The following is a 17,719-nucleotide window of genomic DNA, read 5'->3' as shown; positions in this document are numbered from 1 at the left end:
GGGTTGAGCGGAGCCCCTAGGGAAAAGCACATGCGCCACCCGGGCGAGGTCAGCCCGGGTGGCGCATCTCACTTAGTGGCTGATGTAGATCACGCAGCCTGCTCTGGCGCGCTTGACCCGTGCTCTGCCGGAGCCTGCGCCGACGAGGAGATTGACGACACGGTAAAGTTCGCCATCAGGGTTGCCAGTTTCTCCGCATCCTGACGCAGCAATTGTCCGGCGGCGTTGGTTTCTTCGACCATTGCAGCGTTTTGCTGAGTCACCTGATCCAGCTGTGAGACCGCGACATTGGCCTCACCGAGCCCCGTGGCCTGCTCGTCAGTTGATTCAGCAATCGTGCTGACCAGCCCCGAGATATGGGTCACCCGTTCAAGGATGTCGCCAAGCGCCTGTCCGGCGCGTCCGACCAGATCCACCCCGGCTTCGACTTGGGTGCTGCTCTTGGAAATCAGCTCCTTGATGTCGCGTGCGGCTTCGGTTGTGCGTTGCGAGAGGCCGCGCACCTCGGAGGCCACCACAGCAAAACCGCGCCCGGCTTCGCCCGCCCGCGCCGCTTCGACGCCGGCATTCAATGCCAGCAGGTTGGTCTGAAAGGCGATGTCGTCAATCACGCCGATGATCTGTTCGATTTGGCTCGAACTGCTCTCGATCTCCTGCATGGCGGTGACGGCCTGCTCGACGACCTGACCGTTCTGGGTGGCCTGCTCGCGCGCCTTGTTCGTGGTGTTTTCCGCATCCCGCGCGCCCTCTGCGGCAGAGCGCACACTGGCGGTCAGCTCCTCGAGCGCGGCGGCGGTTTCTTCCAGCGTCGCGGCCTGGCTTTCGGTGCGTTGCGAGAGATCATCAGAGGCCTGGCTGATTTCGGACGAGCCATTGCGGATCGAATCCGCCAGCTGCACCACGTCCACAACCGTCATGTTCAAGGTCTGCGCCGTGCTGTTGAAGTCTTCCTTGAGCTGGGCGTAACCCTCTGTGAGCTCCTGATCGATGCGATAGGTCAGGTCGCCTCGGGCGAGGCGTGCCAGCCCCATGCCAATCGCTTCGACAGCGGCGGTCTGACGGGCCTGGTTTTCGGCCCGTTCCTCATCGGCGATCCGGGTGAGTTCTTCTTTTTCGACCAACCCGTCGCGGAACACGGTCAGCGCGCGCGCGATCCGTGCAATTTCGTCGCTGGCCCGGTTGAAGCCGGTCACCGGGCTCATGTCACCCTGTGACAGCCGCTCGGTGGTGAGGCTGATCGCATTGAGCGGGCGGATGATCAGGACGTGGCTGAGAAGGAGTGCGACACCCACGAAGGCCAGTGCGATCCAGCCAATCGTCTGCAGGTTGGCTTGCACCTCGGTCGCGTCCGCGGCGATGCCCAGAGCCTGATTGGTGATCGTGGTCTGGCTTTCCAATCCGCGCAGGGAGGCCTGACCGGCGATCTGCAGCACTGCATTCACAGTGGCCGAAGCCGCCTCGGTTGCAGCCTGATTGGCTTCGAGGGACTTGATCCGAAAGGCGGCAAGGCCTGTGTCCGGATCCGCCATGGCCGCCATCTGCGCGATCTGGTCCGCAAGGATACCTCCGCCAAACTCGCTAAAGCCCGCCAGGGCGCCCGAGGCGGCCTGCATTGCTTTTGAGGCAACCTCAGCCTGTTCAAAGGTCTGCGCGGTTGCGATTTTCAGGGCTTCGATCTGGAAGGCGCTGAGCCAGGAACTGATCTCCAGCAGCCGGTTGAGGAAGGCAACTTCGTTGTCGAGCAGCCCCTGGATCGCATCTCGGTTGCCGGTTGCCGCATCGTCGGCGGCAATTGTCAGCTCAAAGACGAGATCATCCACTGTCGAAGACAGCACCGCATCAGCCTCCCGCCGGGTGGAAAGTACCGCATCGCGGTCAACGGCGCGGCCCTCGCGCCCTGCTGCCACCGCGTCCGAGAGCGCGGCAGAGATCATGGCAAGGTCCTCGCCTGCGGTTGCACCTGCATCGGTCCCGTCAAGGGAGCTGATCGCACCGGACAACCGGTCCCGCGACGAGATCGCCAGATCGCCGAAGATCGACAACATCGACCGATCGGTGGTGGAGGACATCGCCAGAGTGATGCCAGAGAGAAAGTTGATTTCGGCGCGAATTTCCAACACGGTTTGCAGGGTGGCGAACTTGTTTTCAGCCAGATCAAACAACGTCTCCTCGATCGAGGTGATCGTGTCTTCGCCCTTCATCGCTGTATTGAAATATGCGTCATCTGCGGTTTCCAGCAGGACCGCCTGCAGGTCCGCCGCCAGACGCTGCAGATCCTGCGTCATCGCATTGAGCTGGTCTGTGTTGGCAAAGGACGTCGCGCGGGCGTCGATCGAGGCCTGCAATGTTGCGCCCACTTTGGCCAGATCCGCCTCAAAGGCCTGCTGCTGCTCGGCGGGGAGCGCGGCGACGGCAGATGCAAGTTCGGTCGAGGCCGTCTCGACATGGGTCGCCGCGTTTTTCAAGGCCTCGGGGTTTTGCGACATCAAGATTTCGATCATCGCATCCTTGGTCTTGGTGGCGGCCAGAATAAGACCATTGCTCTGCGCGAGCTGCGGCAGGTCCCGCTCCGTCATTTCTCCGACACTGCGTGACACGCGGTCGAACGACTGAAGGATCAGATAGCCCGCGCCACCGACCATCATCAGCAATGCCAGCAAAATGAATGTAATCTTGCCGCGAATACTGGAAAGCGGGTTGAGGCGGCGCAGGAACTTTGCTCCTTTGGGGCCGATTTGACGCAACATACTAACACCTACGACTATGAAACTGCTGGCTATTCCCACCGAAGAAGAGGGCAGGAACCTGGCGTGCGGGGGAGACCCGCCTGGCGGCGGATCTCAGAGTGGGGTGCTTTAGGAGCCGCCGCCGGATACGATGGGCTCGAACTGGCCGTCTGCCGTGATACGGGTCAGGAACACGTCATCCATGCCCTGGTTGTCGTCCGCACCAAAGACCATGCTGACACCGCCGAGATCGACCGTGGAGAGTCCTGCCAGAGCGGCAAGATAGGAGTCACGGGTCAGCTCCTTGCCTGCGGCTTCGAGACCGGCAATGGCGAGACGACCGACGATATAGCCTTCAAGCGACACAAAGCCGGGCTTGGCGGCGGCATCCACGGCCTTCAGGGCTTCGGTATATTGCGCGACAACCGGGATCGACATGTCCCACGGGAAGGGCACCACCTGGCTGATGATCACACCTTCGCCATGCTCGCCCAATTCCTGTGCCAGAGCGTCAGAGCCGACAAAGGAGATATTCACGAACTCCGAGTCGAGCTTCATTTTGCGCGCGAGTTTGATGAATTCGGCCACCGGTTTATAGGCGCCGACCATGACCACCGCATCGGGCTTCGCCTTGCGGATCGCCAGCAGCGCCTTTTTGACGGCGGTGGTGTTGCGGGTATATGTGCCTTCTGCCGCGAGGCTCATGCCGCGTTTTTCAAGCGCAGCGGTGACGCCGTTCAGCCCCACGCGGCCAAAGCCGTCGTCCTGATAGAGGATCGCGATCGACTTCATGCCTTGCTGATCGACGAGATATTCGATCCAGGCTTCGGTTTCCGCAAAATAGCTGGCGCGCACATTGTAGATGTTGCCATGAGAGGCGTCGCGCAAGAAGCCCGCGCCGGTGAAGGGGCCGATGAAGGGAACATTGGCCTCGGTAGCGATGGGCTGCGTCGCAGAGGAGGTCGGGGTGCCCACCGCGCCAATCAGACCAATATGGCCATTGCCTTCGATCACGGTCTTGACCAAAGCGGCAGAGCGGTCGGGCTCGTAGCCGTCATCCATACTGTCGAGTTTCAGCATCCGCCCGTGCACACCACCTGCGGCGTTTGCTTCCTCAAAGGCTGCGGTAATGCCAAGGCGCATGCCGGTGCCGAGTGCAGCGGCTGGCCCATCAAAGGCGGCAACCTGTGCAAATGTGACACTGTCGCCAGTCACGCCTTGCTCGGCGGACGCAATGAGGGGAAATGCCAAAGCCGCAGCAGCGGCAAGCATCGTTTTCTTGAGAAACATGACAAAAACTCCGATCGACTGGTATGAACCTGGTCCCGAAGTGTTTGCCCAGCGGTGTTAAGGAAACGATTACAGCTTGGGTCCTGGCGCAGCTTTCTGCCTAAAATTTGAGTTTCTTTCCCCCGTAAAACGGGTTTGCGCGACCTCCGAAGGCGGGCTGTCGTGAAGGCCTCGATAAATATGGAGGGAATTTTCGGCGCTCCTGAGCTGTGAGCCGGTTGCCACCCGAACCTTTATGGGGGCGTGGCGCGTCGCGTAGATGCGGCGCTCTATACGCGGGATGCCCGGGAGGTACACCGTTATGGTGTCACATGACGGCAGATCGCGCAGCACGACAGAGAGGCCACAGCATTTGGTTCCAAAACATGGCTGGCACGCAGACGGTGCGGTGTAAGCGTCATATGGATGCTCACAAGGTGACCTTTGCCTTTGTGGGTTCGGGGCTCCAGAAAAATGTCGTGTAAGCTGTTGATATTTATTAATACCCAGGAGACCGTTCTACGGCGATTGAGCATTGTGTGACGCCGATAAGCTAGTGGGATCAAGTGCCGCACGCGGGCTGCAGCCGCAGTGCTGGGCTGCTTGATTAGCGGTCGCAGCTTGGTGCGACCTCGGGCGGGCTCGATCATAAGAGATCATCTGAGGGAGGTGCCACGCGGAGCTGTGCTGGACCTGGGTCCGCACCGCTCCGCGTGAAGGCTCGGATGGCTTAGAAGTCAGTCCAGCCGGCATTGGCCACCTTGGGCACGTCAGGCTGGATGTCAAAATCCGCCATGTCTGCCTCCGGGGCGCTGTGGTCAGCGACAGCATCTGCCCGCTTGATGGTCTGAGCCGAGGGCTTTGCGGCACCCTGCGGCTTGGAGCTGCGCGCGCGCAGGGTGAAGCGGCCCACCTGACGTTCAAGTGAGGCGGCCTCGCGCTGCAGTGTCACGGCGGCTGCAGAGGTTTCTTCGACCATCGCGGCGTTGTGCTGTGTCACCTGATCAAGCTGCGTGGCGCCGGTGTTGATCTCTCCAAGGCCAACAGATTGCTCGTTTGCCCCAGCGGCGATTTCGGACATCTCGTCGGCGACACGGGCAACCCGGTCGACGATATCGGTCAGTGACTCGCCTGCTCGGTTGACCAATCCCACCCCGCTTGCGACCTGCGCGGAGCTGGATTCAATCAGCTGTTTGATGTCCATCGCGGCCTCAGAAGAGCGCTGCGCAAGCCCGCGGACCTCTGAGGCGACAACCGCAAAGCCGCGTCCCACCTCGCCGGCGCGCGCCGCCTCGACCCCGGCATTCAGGGCCAACAGATTGGTCTGAAAGGCAATATCCTCGATGACATTGATGATATGGTTGATCTTCTCCGAGGATTTCTCGATCTCGGACATGGCAACCACCGCATCGCGAACAATGCCGCCAGAGGTTTCTGCATTCTTGCGCGTCTCGGAAATATTGCGCTCCACATTGGCGGCGGTATCCGCAGCCGAGCGGACCGAGGTGGTCATTTCGTCGAGCGCGGCGACGGTTTCTTCGAGCGTGGCCGCCTGGCTTTCGGTGCGGCGCGCCAGTTCATCAGAGCCAAGGCTGATTTCATCAGACCGCGCGCGAATTTCCATGATGCTCTCGGAGAGGGTGGCCATCATGTCATTGAGCGTGTTGACGGTCAGGTTGAAATCTTCGCGCAGCGCCTCGTAAGAGCCCGAGAATTCCTCGTCGATGGTGCGCGACAGATCCCCTTTGGCGAGGGACCGCAGGCTCTGGGCGAGGGTGTCGACAACGCGCGCCTGTTCGGCTTGCTGTTTGTCCTGCTCCTGTTCGAGATGTTCTTTTTCCAGAAGACGTTCGCGCAGAGCTTCGACCGAGGCGGCCATTGTGCCGACATCATCCTTGCGCTCCGTGCCTTGCACGGCCTCATCATATTGACCGGAGGCCAGCTTGTTGACGGAGGAGAGCATTTCGCTCAGGGGCCGCCCCACCAGCGCGCGCGCGGTAAAGTAGATGGTGCCGAGCGACATCAGCAGGATCAACACGCCGCCTGAAACAGAGGAGAGCACCGCATCGCGCACGGGGATGGTGAACACCGCGGCCGGCACATCGAGGATCGTGGCCCAGGTGGTGTTCATGCCCGGTGCCGTGAACGGATAGACAAGGCGCGTCGCGCCATCCGGGAGCCCGGTGATGACCCGAGGTGCGCCATCGGCAAGCGCGGCTTCCACCAGCTCTGCACCGGTTTCGTCGTAGGGCTGTGTCAGGTCCGCTACATCCGGGTTCGCCAGCCATTTGCCGTTGCTGTCCACCAACATGACGCGCCCGCCCTCAAAGGTTTCAAGCGTGCCGAGCATCGTGGTGAGATCGGTCAGGACAATGTCCACGCCGGCAACGCCGACGGTCTGGCCCTCGACCACGACGGGCACCGATACAGAGGTCAGCAGACGCCCTTCGGAGGAGAGATATGGCTCTGTGATGATGCTGGCGGATGTTTCGATCGGGGCGGCAAACCATTGCGAGGTCGGGTCGATGTCAAAGGTCGAGAAATCCAGCCCACCCTGATCCGCTTTGGTCCAGTAGGGGGTGAATACGCCGCTCTCGTTGCGCCCCTCAGCTCCGGTCAGGAAAGCGTCGGTCGACCCATCGGGCATGCCCGCCATCCAGGAGGAAAAGATCGTCTCATACTGTGTGGGCACACCACGCAGCAGCTCGATCGCGTCCGCGGTGTTGGCGTTGCCGCCCGCCATATAGCCCGAAAGCGCGCCGCTCACGGCGGCCCCGGCAGAGGTTGCCTGCGTCACCTGAACGGCGATGGTCTGCGCGATTTCCCCGGCCTGTTGTGTGGCCAGCTCCATCACCTGTTGATCCGCCTGGTGCGATGCGCGCCAGCCACTGATGCTGATGTAGCCCGCCAGAATGACGGTGATGGCTATGCCGGTCGCGAGAACCAGTTTGCCTGCTACAGTCTTTAGAAGATCGCTCATGATCGATGCGCCCTGAATATACAGCTGTTTCCTCGCTGGTATCAGGTGCGGCTTGCCAAACGTTTAAAACAGCGCCGGCAGAGGGTCTTTGGCGGGCACGCACGCCCCAAACATTGGTTTTTGATGCGTATTTTGCGATCAGAAAACCGTCGCAGGGGCGCGCGTTGTGTCGAATCGATGGCTCAGCGTCCCTCGGACGCGGCCTCACCCGGCTTTTTGCCGAGGATGATCATCGACAGCAAATCGTCATCGGTGACATCGTCGATGTCCACGGTGCCGACAAGCTGGCCGTTTTTCATCACCGAGGCCCGGTCGCAGAGCTCCATCACCGCATGCACATCATGATCAATGAGGAAGATGCCGATCCCCTGCGCCTTCAGCTGCTGAATGAGCTCGGCCACCATCTGAGTTTCATGCGGACCAAGCGCGGCTGTGGGCTCGTCCATGATCAGGATCTTGGCGTTGAAATAGACCGCCCGCGCAATCGCCACCGATTGCCGCTGGCCGCCCGAAAGCGCCGATACCGGCTCGTTGAACTTGCGAAAGTTCGGGTTGAGACGACCCATGATCTTGCGACATTCGGCCTCCATCGCGGCGTCATTGACCAGTCCCAGTGGGGTCACGAGCTCGCGCCCCAGAAACAGGTTCGAGGCCGCATCGAGATTGTCCGCCAGTGCAAGCGTCTGATAGATCGTCTCGATATTGTGGCTGCGGGCATCGCGGGGGTTGGTGATCTCCACCTTGTTGCCGTTGATGCGGATCTCGCCCGAGTCCATCTTGTAGGCGCCCGAAAGCACCTTGATCAGGGTCGATTTGCCCGCGCCATTGTGGCCCAGAAGGCCGACGACCTCGCCCGGGTGCAGATCGACAGAGACGTCATCCACCGCTTTGATGCCGCCAAAGGAAATGGAGATATTGTTCATCTCCACCATCGGGGTCACGCCTTGGGCGCGCAGTTCCTTGGGAGTGGTCATTACTTGGCCCCCACACGCTTGCGATAGATGATGTCGATGAAGACGGCCGCGACCAGCACGGTGCCCACAACGATGTTCTGGAACGGGGCGTCGACACCCACCATGGCCATGCCGGACTGAAGGCTTTGCATGATGAGTGCGCCGAGGATAGCGCCATAGATGGTGCCAAACCCACCCGAGAGCGCGGTGCCGCCAATGACGGCTGCCGCGATGACGCGCAGTTCGTCCAGGGTGCCGATATCGTTGGAGTGGTTCGCCAGACGGGCCGAGGCCACGACTGCCGAGAGTGCACAGAGAAAGCCCATGATGGCAAAGATCTTCACGGTGAGCATGCGGGTGTTGATCCCCGAGAGCTCTGCCGCATCCGGATTGCCGCCGGTGGCGAAGATATAGCGACCCAACCGAGTGCGGCGTGCGATCAGGGTCATGACCACGGCCACCGCGATCAGGATCAGCACCGAGATCGGTAGGCCGTAGCCTTGGGTGAAGCCTTCGGGCATCACTTCGCCACGGGCCTCGAACATGCGCGCCAGACGACGCGAGGGGATCTCATAGGCGTTGAGGATCGCGACAAACCCGAGGATCGAGCCGGAGATGATCAGCGCCAAGGCGCCTTCGGCCCAGAGCGGTTTTACCGGGAATTCATGCGCGAGCTTTGCGCGGCGGCTGTTCCAGAGTGTCAGGAGCGCCAACGCCGTGGCCACCAGCCCCAGAATCCAGCTCAGCGAGGTGCCAAGGGTGCCATTTGTGCCGCCAAACATCATGAAGGTGGAATCGAGCGGGCCGATGGTCTGCCCGTCGGTCAGATACCACGCCACGTTGCGCCAGACGAGAAAGCCACCAAGCGTCACGATAAAGGCCGGGATTGTCAGATAGCCGACCATCCAGCCGTGGAAGGCACCGATCAGCGTGCCCGTGACCAGACCCACCACGACTGCCACGATCCATGTGATCGGGTGGTTGAGACCAAGCCCGAGAACATGGGGCACAAATTCGGTTTGCGTCATCGCCATCACTGCCGAGCAGGTCGCGAGCAATGCGCCGACGCTCAGGTCGATGTGGCGGGTAACGATCACAAACACCATGCCAGAGGCCATGATCGCCACGGAAACCGTCTGAATCGTCAGGTTGAAGATGTTGCGCGGGGTCAAGAACCGCCCGTCGGTCACCAGATTGAACCCGATGCAGAGGATGATAAAGGCGCCAATCATACCCAATAGCCGCACGTCCAGCTCAAGCTGCTGGAAGAGATTGCGCTTGTTTTGTGGGGTGATTGGCTGAGACGTGGTGTCGGTCATATCCGGCTCCAGTATTCAGCGACAAGTAACAAAGTAGGGGGGATGGTCCGAGCCATGTCGGACCATCCGATCAGTTCAGGTCAGATCAGTTGCAGGGGGCCGGGCCGTTTTCGACACCCTGGCAAAGCGCTTCCTGTGTGATCCAGCCTGCATCCACAACCGCAGAGAGGTTCTCTTTGGTCACCGGCATCGGTGCGAGGAACCGTGCGGTCATGGTGGTGCCTGCCGGAGAGGTCCAGGAGGTCGCGCCGCTGATTTCTTCCATCGCGGTGCCACCGGCCAGAGCCACGGCGATCTCACCCGCCGCATTGCCGAGGTCACGGGCGTCTTTCCAGACGGAAACGGTCTGGGTGCCCTTGGCGACGCGGTTCAGCGCGGCGTGGTCGCCGTCCTGACCGGACACCGGGATGCCGTCCATGCCCTGCGCGGTGAGCGCTGCAACCACACCGCCAGCGGTGCCGTCGTTGGAGGCCACAACCGCGTCGACCTTGTTGTCGTTGGCGGTCAGGATCTGCTCCATGTTGCGCTGTGCGTTGGCGGGCAGCCAGCCGTCCGTGTAGGCTTCGCCAACGATCTTGATGTCACCGGCGTCGACTGCCGCCTGGATCACCTCTTGCTGACCGCCCCGCAGGAAGTCAGCGTTGGGGTCGGTGGGCGAGCCTTTGATCATGACGTAGTTGCCCTTGGGCATCGCCTCGAGCACGGCGCGGGCCTGCATCCGGCCCACTTCGACGTTGTCGAAGGTCAGGTAAAAGGCGCGATTGTCCTCGATCAGGCGGTCGTAAGCCACAACCGGGATACCCTCGTCCGCAGCCGCTTGCACGGCGGGGCCGATGGCCTGTGCGTCCTGTGCGAGGATGATCAGCGCATCGACACCCTGTGCGATCAGGCTCTCAATGTCGGAAAGCTGCTTGGCAGAGGAAGACTGCGCATCGGCAGAGATATACTCGGCGCCTGCTTCCTCCAGTGCGGCAACAATCGCGGCTTCGTCGGTTTTCCAGCGCTCTTCCTGAAAGTTCGACCAGCTGACGCCTACGGTCAGATCAGCGGCAAAAGCCGAAGATGCAGCAAAGGCGCTCAGCGCGATGACGGACAGTCCGTTCAAAAATTTCATATTTTCCTCCCTTGGCGTGTGGGCCGTTTTGGATCTTGGCCGACACTGTGAATCATCTGTAGCAATATTTTTTTTGAGTTTCAAATTAAATCATGTATCCTTTCTCACAGGGAGAGATTGCCGCGGCGTGCCCAAGGTGGCATAAGCGAGCGCCTTTTGGCGGGCGGCGAGGGAGGAGCTTTGAATTGGCACGATCAGGACGGCTGACGCCGAGCAGCGAGCAACGCGAAAGCGGGCGCCAGCAGATACTGGATGTGATCCGCGCGCAGGAAAGCATCGCCCGCATCGACATCGCCCAGGCCACAGGCATGAGCCCGGCGACGGTGACCGCGATCACCGCCGAGTTGCTGGCAGCGGGCCTGATCGAAGAGATCGCGCCCGAGCTGGCGCCCGGTGCGCGCCGGGGGCGTCCGCGTGTGGCTCTGCGTCTGCGCGGCGCGGCGCGCCTGATCGCCGGTCTCAAGGTTTCCCATCATGTGATCTCCACCGTGATTACCGATTTTGTCGGACAGGAACTTGCCAGCCACGAGATGCCGCTGGTGCAGGGCACGATGCCGGTGCCCGAACTGTGCGCGCAGATCCGCCGCGCGCTTGACCTCACCTGCGAGAAAGGCGGCTTCAGCATCGAGGATCTCTCCGGTGTCGGTCTCGGAATGGCCGGGATGATGGATGCGGACCGGGGCTTTATCTATTGGTCCTCATCGCTCGAAGAGCGCAATGTCGCCTTCACCGCCGCCATCAGTGCCGAGCTGCCCTGTCCGGTGTTTCTGGACAATGACGCAAACCTCGTGGCCAAGGCCGAACATCTTTTTGGCGAGGGGCGCACCTGCGACAATTTCATTGTCATCACCATCGAACACGGCGTTGGCATGGGGATCGTGATCGACCAGCAGATCTATCGCGGCACCCGCGGCTGCGGCGCCGAATTGGGTCACACGAAGGTCCATCTCGAAGGGGCGCTGTGCCAATGCGGGCAACGCGGCTGTCTGGAGGCCTATGTGGGCGATTACGCGCTCCTGCGCGAGGCGAATATTTCGAGCGGCAGTGAACGCCACACCACCATCGCCTCACTGTTTCAGTCGGCTGAAAATGGCGATGTGGTGGCTAAGTCCATCCTTGACCGCGCGCGGCGGATGTTTGCGATGGGGTTGGCAAATGTCGTCAACATTTTTGACCCGAGCAAGATCATCCTCGCGGGGGCCCGGTTGTCATTCGACTATCTCTATTCCGACAAGCTCATCGAGGAGATGCGTCAGTGGGTGGTGCAGGTGGATGCCCCGCTGCCAGAGGTCATGGTCCATGACTGGGGCGATCTGATGTGGGCCAAGGGGGCGGCGGCCTATGCGCTCGAAGAGGTGACGGCGCGCACCGTGCGGGAGCTTGCAAATGCGGCGGCCTGAGACGTGCGTTTGGCCTGTGGCGGCCCTGTTTGCTTCGGTGGCGCAGGCCGACCCGCAGATCCCCAGGTTTACTCCGATCGAGATGGGTGAACATATCTACAGCGGCGGCTGGGAACACTACGTGGGCGGCGGTCTGGCGGTGTTCGACTGCAACGGCGACGCTCTGCCGGAGCTCTATGCCGCTGGTGGCGAGACCCCGGCCCAGTTGTTCCTCAACACCTCCGGCGCGGACGGCGCGCTTTCTTTTCAGCCGGCCACGCCCGAGGCGCTGGCCCTGACGGGCGTGACGGGGGCCTATCCCATCGACATTGATGGCGACGGCCATCTTGATCTGGCGGTGATGCGGGCCGGGACGGATCTCTTGCTGCAAGGGCAGGGGGGCTGCGCCTTTCACCCCTTTCAGGGACTGGGCTTTCAGAGCGGCGATCACTGGACCACGGGTTTTTCCGCCACTTGGGAGGGCGAGAACACCCTGCCGACGCTGGCCTTTGGCACCTATGTGGACCGCGCCAACCCCGAAGGGCCGTTTGGCACCTGCGATGATACACTGCTCTATCGCCCCAGCGGCGACAAATACGGCCCCCCCGAGGCGCTGTCGCCGGGCTATTGCGCGCTCTCGGTGCTGTTCAGCGACTGGAACCGCACAGGCCGCGCCGATCTGCGGCTGTCGAACGACCGGCACTATTATGTGCGCGGCGGGCAGGAACAGATGTGGGCGATGGAGGCCACCCCGCGGCTCTATACTGAGGCCGAAGGCTGGAAGCCCTATGCGCTCTGGGGCATGGGCATCGCCTCGCGCGACATGAATGGCGACGGGTTTGCGGATGTCTATCTGACGTCCATGGGCGATCAGAAGTTTCAACTGCGCAACCCCGAGGCCGAGGGGCCGGTCTGGGAGGATGTCACCTATGGGTTTGGCACTACCGCACATCGACCCTATACGGGCGGCGATGGGCGCCCCTCGACCGGCTGGCACGCAGCCTTTGGCGACGTGAACAACGACGGGCTGGACGATATTTTTGTGACCAAGGGCAACGTGGAACAGATGCCCGATGCCGCCCAGAAAGACCCCAATAACCTGATGTTGCAGCAACAGGACGGCCTGTTCACCGAAGCCGGCGCAGAGGCGGGGATCGCAAGCCTTCAGCGCGGGCGCGGGGGCGCTCTGGTTGATCTCAACCGCGATGGCCTGCTCGATATGGCGGTGGTCAATCGCCGCGCCCCGCTCGAGGTCTGGCAAAACAGAGGCCCCGCGGATGCGACGGGCGGCAACTGGCTGCTGCTGCGCCTTGGCGCAGAGGGGCCCAACCGGGACGCCATCGGCGCCTTTGTCGAAGTCACGGCTGGCGATCGCACCTACCTGCGCGAAGTGACGATCGGCGGCGGACATGCAGGCGGCGATCTGGGCGATCTGCATTTTGGTCTTGGCGGGGTGGAAACGGTCGATCTGCGCGTGACCTGGCCCGATGGGCAGGTGTCGGATTGGTCGACCGTGAAGGCCAATCAGCGGCTTTTGCTCCGTCCCGGACGCTTGCCGACGCCCGAGGACTAACGAAGGCTCAGCGGCGAAGTTATTGCGGCCAGATCATCCAGATGTAGAGCCCATAGCCCGCCAGCAGGATCGCGCCTTCTCGACGCCCCACGCGAAAGCCGGTGGCTGCAAACAGCACGAATCCGGCGGAGACGAGGATCATCACTGGCGCATCAAACCGCAGGATGTCGCCCGGCAGATCAGAAGGGGCAATCAGCGCCGTCGTGCCGCCAATGCCAAGGATGTTGTAGATGTTGGAGCCGACCACATTGCCAAAGGCCACATCGCCCTGACGCTTCAGCGCGGCAATCACCGAGGTCACAAGCTCGGGCATTGAGGTGCCGACTGCCACGATCGTCAGGCCAATCACGGTTTCCGAGATCTCAAAGCTCCGCGCGAGGGCGACCGCACCGTTCACCAGGGCCGCGCCACCGACCACAACCAGCACCAATCCGCCAAGGGCGAGCAACAGCGACACAGCCAGCCCGCGCCCGCTCTTCGTTTGCGCGGGATCCAGACCGGGTGCCGCACCCGCAAGCGCCTCGCCCTTGTCATGGAGCGCACCGGTATCCGCATTCTGGCGCTCTTGGCGGACCACGAAGGTTATGTAGCCAATCATGGCAATAATGAGCGCAGCGCCACTCAGGCGCCCCATCGGCCAGACGGCTGCAAGGCCACTGAATACAAGTGCCGCAAGCAGCATCACCACGGCATCACGTCTGAGAGCGGCCCGCGCGACAATGATCGGACACAACAGGGCTGAAATCCCCGCGATCAACAGGATATTGGCAATATTGGATCCCACGACGTTGCCATAAGCAATCCCCGGTGCGCCGCTCAACCCGGCCTGCACCGATGTCACGAGTTCGGGCGTAGAGGTGCCAAAACCGACAAGGGTGAGGCCGATCACCAAGGGCGACACCCCCAGTCTGGCCGCAGCCTGCACAGCACCGCGCACCAAGAGATCACCTCCCACCATCAGCAGGGCGAGGCCAACCACAAGAAGCAGTCCAATTTCCAACATTCGTCTCTCCGCAAACGCCCAATGCGGCGTATGATTTTCGCTGAACTGGCGGTTTTATCGCACCGTTTCAAGGACGCGGTAAAATCTATTTCGGCCGTGTGCTCAGCGCTTTGTGCCCCGGGGCGCTTGTCGGACTATTGCGGGGTTGCTACCTCTTGAGCACACCAAAGGACAGGAGCCCCCATGACACAGCCAGACCTCGACGCCCAGACCCAGATCGAACTGGAAGCGGCCGCCTTTCGCCGCCTGCGTCAACACCTGATGCAGGACCGCACGGATGTGCAGAACATCGACATGATGAATCTCACCGGGTTCTGCCGCAACTGCCTCAGCCGCTGGTACCAGGAAGCGGCCAATGAGAAGGGCATCGAGATGGACAAAGGACAAGCGCGCGAGATTTTCTATGGCATGACCATGGACGACTGGAAGGCCAACTACCAAACCGAGGCGGGCGCCGATAAACAAGAGGCCTTCCAAAAGGCCTTTGCCGAGAATGTCGGCACCGAGAAGGGTTGATTTTCACCTGACAGCGCGCGTGACCGCAGACAGCGCCCCGGTTCGCGATCGGGGCGTTTTTTGTTGCGTGCGGGGGGGCGGCTTGCAACTGCACAGGGGCTGTGCGGGCTTGCGCCTATGTTTTGCCGCCCGCTCTGCCTAGCTTTGAGCGTGTTCCTTCATCCTGCGATCCGGGAGAGCTTTCATGACGCGCATGCCCACATTCTTTATCTCTCATGGCGGTGGCCCATGGCCCTGGATGCCGGAGTGGCGGGCGCAGTTCGCCCCGCTCGAAGCCTCTCTCAAGGCGATGCCGGATCAGCTGCCGGAGCGCCCCAAAGCGGTGCTGATGATCTCCGGCCATTGGGAGACCGAGGGTTTTGCGGTGATGTCCAGCCCACAGCCGCCCATGGTTTACGACTACAGCGGCTTTCCCCCCGAGACCTATGAGATCACTTACGCCGCACCCGGCGCGCCGATTTTGGCGGCCCGGACCCAGGATTTGCTGGCGCAGGCAGGGTTGCCGACGCGGCTCGATCCCGAGATCGGCTTTGATCACGGCACCTTTGCCCCGATGGCAGTGATCTACCCGGAGGCCGATGTGCCGCTTTATCAGGTCTCGCTGCAAAAAGCCTATGACCCGGCGGCGCATTTTGCCATGGGGCGCGCCTTGGCGCCGCTGCGCGACGAGGGCGTTGTCATCATCGGCTCTGGGCTCAGCTACCACAATCTGCGCGCCTTTGGCCCCGGTGCGCGGGTGCCGTCAGAAGCGTTTGATGCCTGGCTGAACGATGCGCTGGCATTGGATCCGTCCGCCCGCACCGAGGCGCTGATGAACTGGGAGCAGGCCCCCTATGCGCGCGACTGCCACGCCCAAGAAGACCACCTCGCCCCGATCTTTGCCGCTCTTGGTGCGGCAGAGCAGGACGAAACGACCCGGATCTATCACCAGACCGAGATATTCGGCGGTGTGACCGCCTCGGGCTTTCGGTTCGGCTGACATGATAAAAGGCCACCCGTCATAGGGTGGCCTTTTGAAGAATTCCGTCAGGTCTTGTGTGGGATCACACAGCCGCCTTGATGCTTTCCTCAAGGTAGATCTCGCGCAGACGTTTGGCGATGGGACCCGGTGTGCCGTCACCCAAGGCCACGCCATCGATCTCCACAACCGGCATCACAAATGCAGAGGCCGAGGTGGTAAACGCCTCATCCGCCGCTTTGGCTTCGTCGATGGTAAAGAGGCGCTCTTCGACCTTCAGCTGGGCTTCTTCGGCCATGCGCAGAACCGCCTTGCGGGTGATCCCGTGGAGGATGTCATTGGACAGCGGGCGGGTGACTATCACGCCATCCTTCACGAAATAGGCGTTGTTGGAGGTGCCCTCGGTCACATGGCCATCCTCGATCATCCAGGCGTCATCGGCACCGGCTTTTTTGGCCATCATCTTGCCCATGGAGGGGTACAACAGCTGCACGGTCTTGATGTCGCGACGGCCCCAGCGGATGTCCTCGATCGAGATGATCTTGGCACCTTTCTTGGCGGCGGGGCTATCGGCGAGGCCGGGTTTGTTCTGTGTAAACAACACGATGGTCGGTTTTGTATCCTCAGACGGGAACACAAAATCCCGATCCCCGTCCGAGCCGCGCGTGACCTGCAGATAGACCAGACCCTCGTCGATATCATTCAGCTCCACCAGCTTGCGGTGGATCTCAAGGAGTTCCTCCTTGGTGCAGGGCTCGGCCATATCGAGTTCATCCAGCGACCGCTTCAGGCGCACCGCGTGGCCCTCAAAATCGATGAGCTTGCCGCCCAGCACAGAAGTCACCTCATAGACCGCATCCGCCATCAGAAAGCCGCGATCAAAGATAGAGACCTTGGCCTCGGTTTCCGGCAGGTAGTCGCCGTTTACATATACGGTACGGGTCATTCTCGTCTCCTTAGCCCCAGAGCGCGGGCCGTGGGGGGTGGACCCCCTCGGCGTCAAAAGTCAGCGGTTCGGGACGGTCTTCGGCCAGAAGGAGCGGCCCGTCAAGATCTGTCACCAACGCACCCTGCGCCACCAGTGTCGCGGGGGCCATGGCCAGCGACGATCCGACCATGCAGCCGACCATCACCTGATAGCCCTCGGCCAGCGCTGCATCGCGCAATTTCAACGCTTCTGTCAGGCCGCCGGTCTTATCCAGTTTGATGTTCACAACATCATATTTGCCCTTGAGTTTTGGCAGGCTGGCGCAGTCATGCGCGCTCTCATCGGCGCAGACCGGCACCGGACGTTCCATCCCGATCAGGGCCTCATCCTCGCCTGCGGGCAGGGGTTGCTCCACCAGCTCCACCCCAAGGCGCAGCAGATGCGGCGCAAGCTCGGCGTAGACCTCGGCCGACCAGCCCTCGTTGGCGTCAATGATGATCCGCGCATCGGGCGCGCCTGCGCGCACCGCCTCAAGGCGGGGCATATCCTCTGGCGTGCCGAGCTTGATCTTCAACAGCGGACGATGGGCGTTCTCTGCGGCCTGTTTCTGCATCTCCTCCGGAGAGGCCAGCGACAGCGTATAGGCGGTGATCTCGGGTCCCGGCTGGTCCAGACCGGCCAATTCCCAGACCGGCTTGCCGGCCTTTTTGGCCTCCAGATCCCACAGGGCACAATCCACCGCGTTGCGCGCCGCCCCAGCGGGCAGCAGCGACTGCAGTTCCGCGCGGGTGAACGTAGCGGGCAGCGCTTCGATCTGAGCCGTCACCGACTCGAGTGTCTCGTCATAGCGCGCATAGGGCACACATTCGCCCCAGCCCACATGATCTCCATCCTCAATCCGAACCGTCAGCACCTTGGCCTCGGTGCGCGACCCGCGCGAGATGGTGAACACTTGCGCCAGTTTGAACACATCGGGGGTGACGGTGATTTTCATGGCTCTC

At 61.8% G+C, this 17,719-nt stretch carries 13 protein-coding genes; 4 read left to right on the top strand and 9 right to left on the bottom strand.

Annotated features, from left to right (window positions below; all coding sequences use genetic code 11):
- Window positions 1–89: 89 nt before the first annotated feature.
- The 6 genes from TM1040_RS01295 to xylF all read right to left on the bottom strand — a co-directional run bounded on the left by TM1040_RS01295 (window position 90) and on the right by xylF (window position 10,361).
- Window positions 90–2,747, bottom strand: a complete 2,658-nt coding sequence (locus tag TM1040_RS01295; RefSeq protein WP_011536799.1) for a methyl-accepting chemotaxis protein — start codon at window positions 2,745–2,747, stop codon at window positions 90–92.
- Between the two features lie 108 nt (window positions 2,748–2,855).
- Window positions 2,856–4,016: an ABC transporter substrate-binding protein gene (locus tag TM1040_RS01290; RefSeq protein WP_011536798.1), complete on the bottom strand. Its 1,161-nt coding sequence runs from the start codon at window positions 4,014–4,016 to the stop codon at window positions 2,856–2,858.
- Between the two features lie 709 nt (window positions 4,017–4,725).
- Window positions 4,726–6,975, bottom strand: coding sequence for a methyl-accepting chemotaxis protein (locus tag TM1040_RS01285; RefSeq protein WP_011536797.1), 2,250 nt, complete (start codon window positions 6,973–6,975; stop codon window positions 4,726–4,728).
- Between the two features lie 182 nt (window positions 6,976–7,157).
- Entirely contained in the window at window positions 7,158–7,949 is a 792-nt protein-coding gene (locus TM1040_RS01280; protein WP_011536796.1) for an ATP-binding cassette domain-containing protein, read from the bottom strand.
- Window positions 7,949–9,247, bottom strand: coding sequence for a sugar ABC transporter permease (locus TM1040_RS01275; protein WP_011536795.1), 1,299 nt, complete (start codon window positions 9,245–9,247; stop codon window positions 7,949–7,951). The genes TM1040_RS01280 and TM1040_RS01275 overlap by 1 nt, the downstream gene beginning before the upstream one ends.
- Before the next feature lie 85 nt (window positions 9,248–9,332).
- Complete coding sequence (xylF, locus tag TM1040_RS01270) at window positions 9,333–10,361, bottom strand: D-xylose ABC transporter substrate-binding protein (protein WP_011536794.1); 1,029 nt, start codon at window positions 10,359–10,361, stop codon at window positions 9,333–9,335.
- Window positions 10,362–10,546: 185 nt separating this feature from the next.
- Between xylF and TM1040_RS01265 the strand changes: the two genes are divergently transcribed.
- Together TM1040_RS01265 and TM1040_RS01260 are read left to right on the top strand one after the other, a co-directional pair.
- Complete coding sequence (locus TM1040_RS01265) at window positions 10,547–11,761, top strand: ROK family transcriptional regulator (protein WP_044026439.1); 1,215 nt, start codon at window positions 10,547–10,549, stop codon at window positions 11,759–11,761.
- Complete coding sequence (locus tag TM1040_RS01260) at window positions 11,748–13,313, top strand: CRTAC1 family protein (RefSeq protein WP_011536792.1); 1,566 nt, start codon at window positions 11,748–11,750, stop codon at window positions 13,311–13,313. Before TM1040_RS01265 ends, TM1040_RS01260 begins: the two co-directional genes overlap by 14 nt.
- Window positions 13,314–13,332: 19 nt before the next feature.
- Here the strand turns inward: TM1040_RS01260 and TM1040_RS01255 are convergent, their stop codons facing one another.
- Complete coding sequence (locus TM1040_RS01255) at window positions 13,333–14,316, bottom strand: calcium/sodium antiporter (protein WP_011536791.1); 984 nt, start codon at window positions 14,314–14,316, stop codon at window positions 13,333–13,335.
- Window positions 14,317–14,499: 183 nt separating this feature from the next.
- On the opposite strand from TM1040_RS01255, the gene TM1040_RS01250 reads away from it, so the two are divergent.
- Both TM1040_RS01250 and TM1040_RS01245 read left to right on the top strand, forming a co-directional pair.
- Window positions 14,500–14,832, top strand: a complete 333-nt coding sequence (locus TM1040_RS01250; protein ID WP_011536790.1) for a DUF1244 domain-containing protein — start codon at window positions 14,500–14,502, stop codon at window positions 14,830–14,832.
- Window positions 14,833–15,016: 184 nt separating this feature from the next.
- On the top strand, window positions 15,017–15,811 hold the full coding sequence (locus TM1040_RS01245; RefSeq protein ID WP_011536789.1) for a DODA-type extradiol aromatic ring-opening family dioxygenase: 795 nt from the start codon (window positions 15,017–15,019) through the stop codon (window positions 15,809–15,811).
- Between the two features lie 64 nt (window positions 15,812–15,875).
- Here TM1040_RS01245 and TM1040_RS01240 read toward each other — a convergent pair whose 3' ends face one another.
- Entirely contained in the window at window positions 15,876–16,736 is an 861-nt protein-coding gene (locus TM1040_RS01240) for a D-amino-acid transaminase (RefSeq protein ID WP_011536788.1), read from the bottom strand.
- Window positions 16,737–16,746: 10 nt separating this feature from the next.
- Entirely contained in the window at window positions 16,747–17,712 is a 966-nt protein-coding gene (dgcA, locus tag TM1040_RS01235) for an N-acetyl-D-Glu racemase DgcA (RefSeq protein WP_011536787.1), read from the bottom strand.
- Window positions 17,713–17,719: the final 7 nt, after the last annotated feature.

Source organism: Ruegeria sp. TM1040 (genome assembly GCF_000014065.1).
In the GTDB taxonomy this organism is placed as follows: Bacteria; Pseudomonadota; Alphaproteobacteria; order Rhodobacterales; family Rhodobacteraceae; genus Epibacterium.
The sequence above is the reverse complement of the archived record's forward strand: the minus strand, read 5'-3'. Positions and strand labels throughout refer to the sequence as shown.

Coding starts and splice junctions, on each gene's coding strand:
- TM1040_RS01295 (WP_011536799.1), bottom strand. CDS start 2,747: ATGTTGCGTCAAATCGGCCCCAAAGGAGCAAAGTTCCTGCGCCGCCTC.
- TM1040_RS01290 (WP_011536798.1), bottom strand. CDS start 4,016: ATGTTTCTCAAGAAAACGATGCTTGCCGCTGCTGCGGCTTTGGCATTT.
- TM1040_RS01285 (WP_011536797.1), bottom strand. CDS start 6,975: ATGAGCGATCTTCTAAAGACTGTAGCAGGCAAACTGGTTCTCGCGACC.
- TM1040_RS01280 (WP_011536796.1), bottom strand. CDS start 7,949: ATGACCACTCCCAAGGAACTGCGCGCCCAAGGCGTGACCCCGATGGTG.
- TM1040_RS01275 (WP_011536795.1), bottom strand. CDS start 9,247: ATGACCGACACCACGTCTCAGCCAATCACCCCACAAAACAAGCGCAAT.
- xylF (WP_011536794.1), bottom strand. CDS start 10,361: ATGAAATTTTTGAACGGACTGTCCGTCATCGCGCTGAGCGCCTTTGCT.
- TM1040_RS01260 (WP_011536792.1), top strand. CDS start 11,748: ATGCGGCGGCCTGAGACGTGCGTTTGGCCTGTGGCGGCCCTGTTTGCT.
- TM1040_RS01255 (WP_011536791.1), bottom strand. CDS start 14,316: ATGTTGGAAATTGGACTGCTTCTTGTGGTTGGCCTCGCCCTGCTGATG.
- TM1040_RS01250 (WP_011536790.1), top strand. CDS start 14,500: ATGACACAGCCAGACCTCGACGCCCAGACCCAGATCGAACTGGAAGCG.
- TM1040_RS01245 (WP_011536789.1), top strand. CDS start 15,017: ATGACGCGCATGCCCACATTCTTTATCTCTCATGGCGGTGGCCCATGG.
- TM1040_RS01240 (WP_011536788.1), bottom strand. CDS start 16,736: ATGACCCGTACCGTATATGTAAACGGCGACTACCTGCCGGAAACCGAG.
- dgcA (WP_011536787.1), bottom strand. CDS start 17,712: ATGAAAATCACCGTCACCCCCGATGTGTTCAAACTGGCGCAAGTGTTC.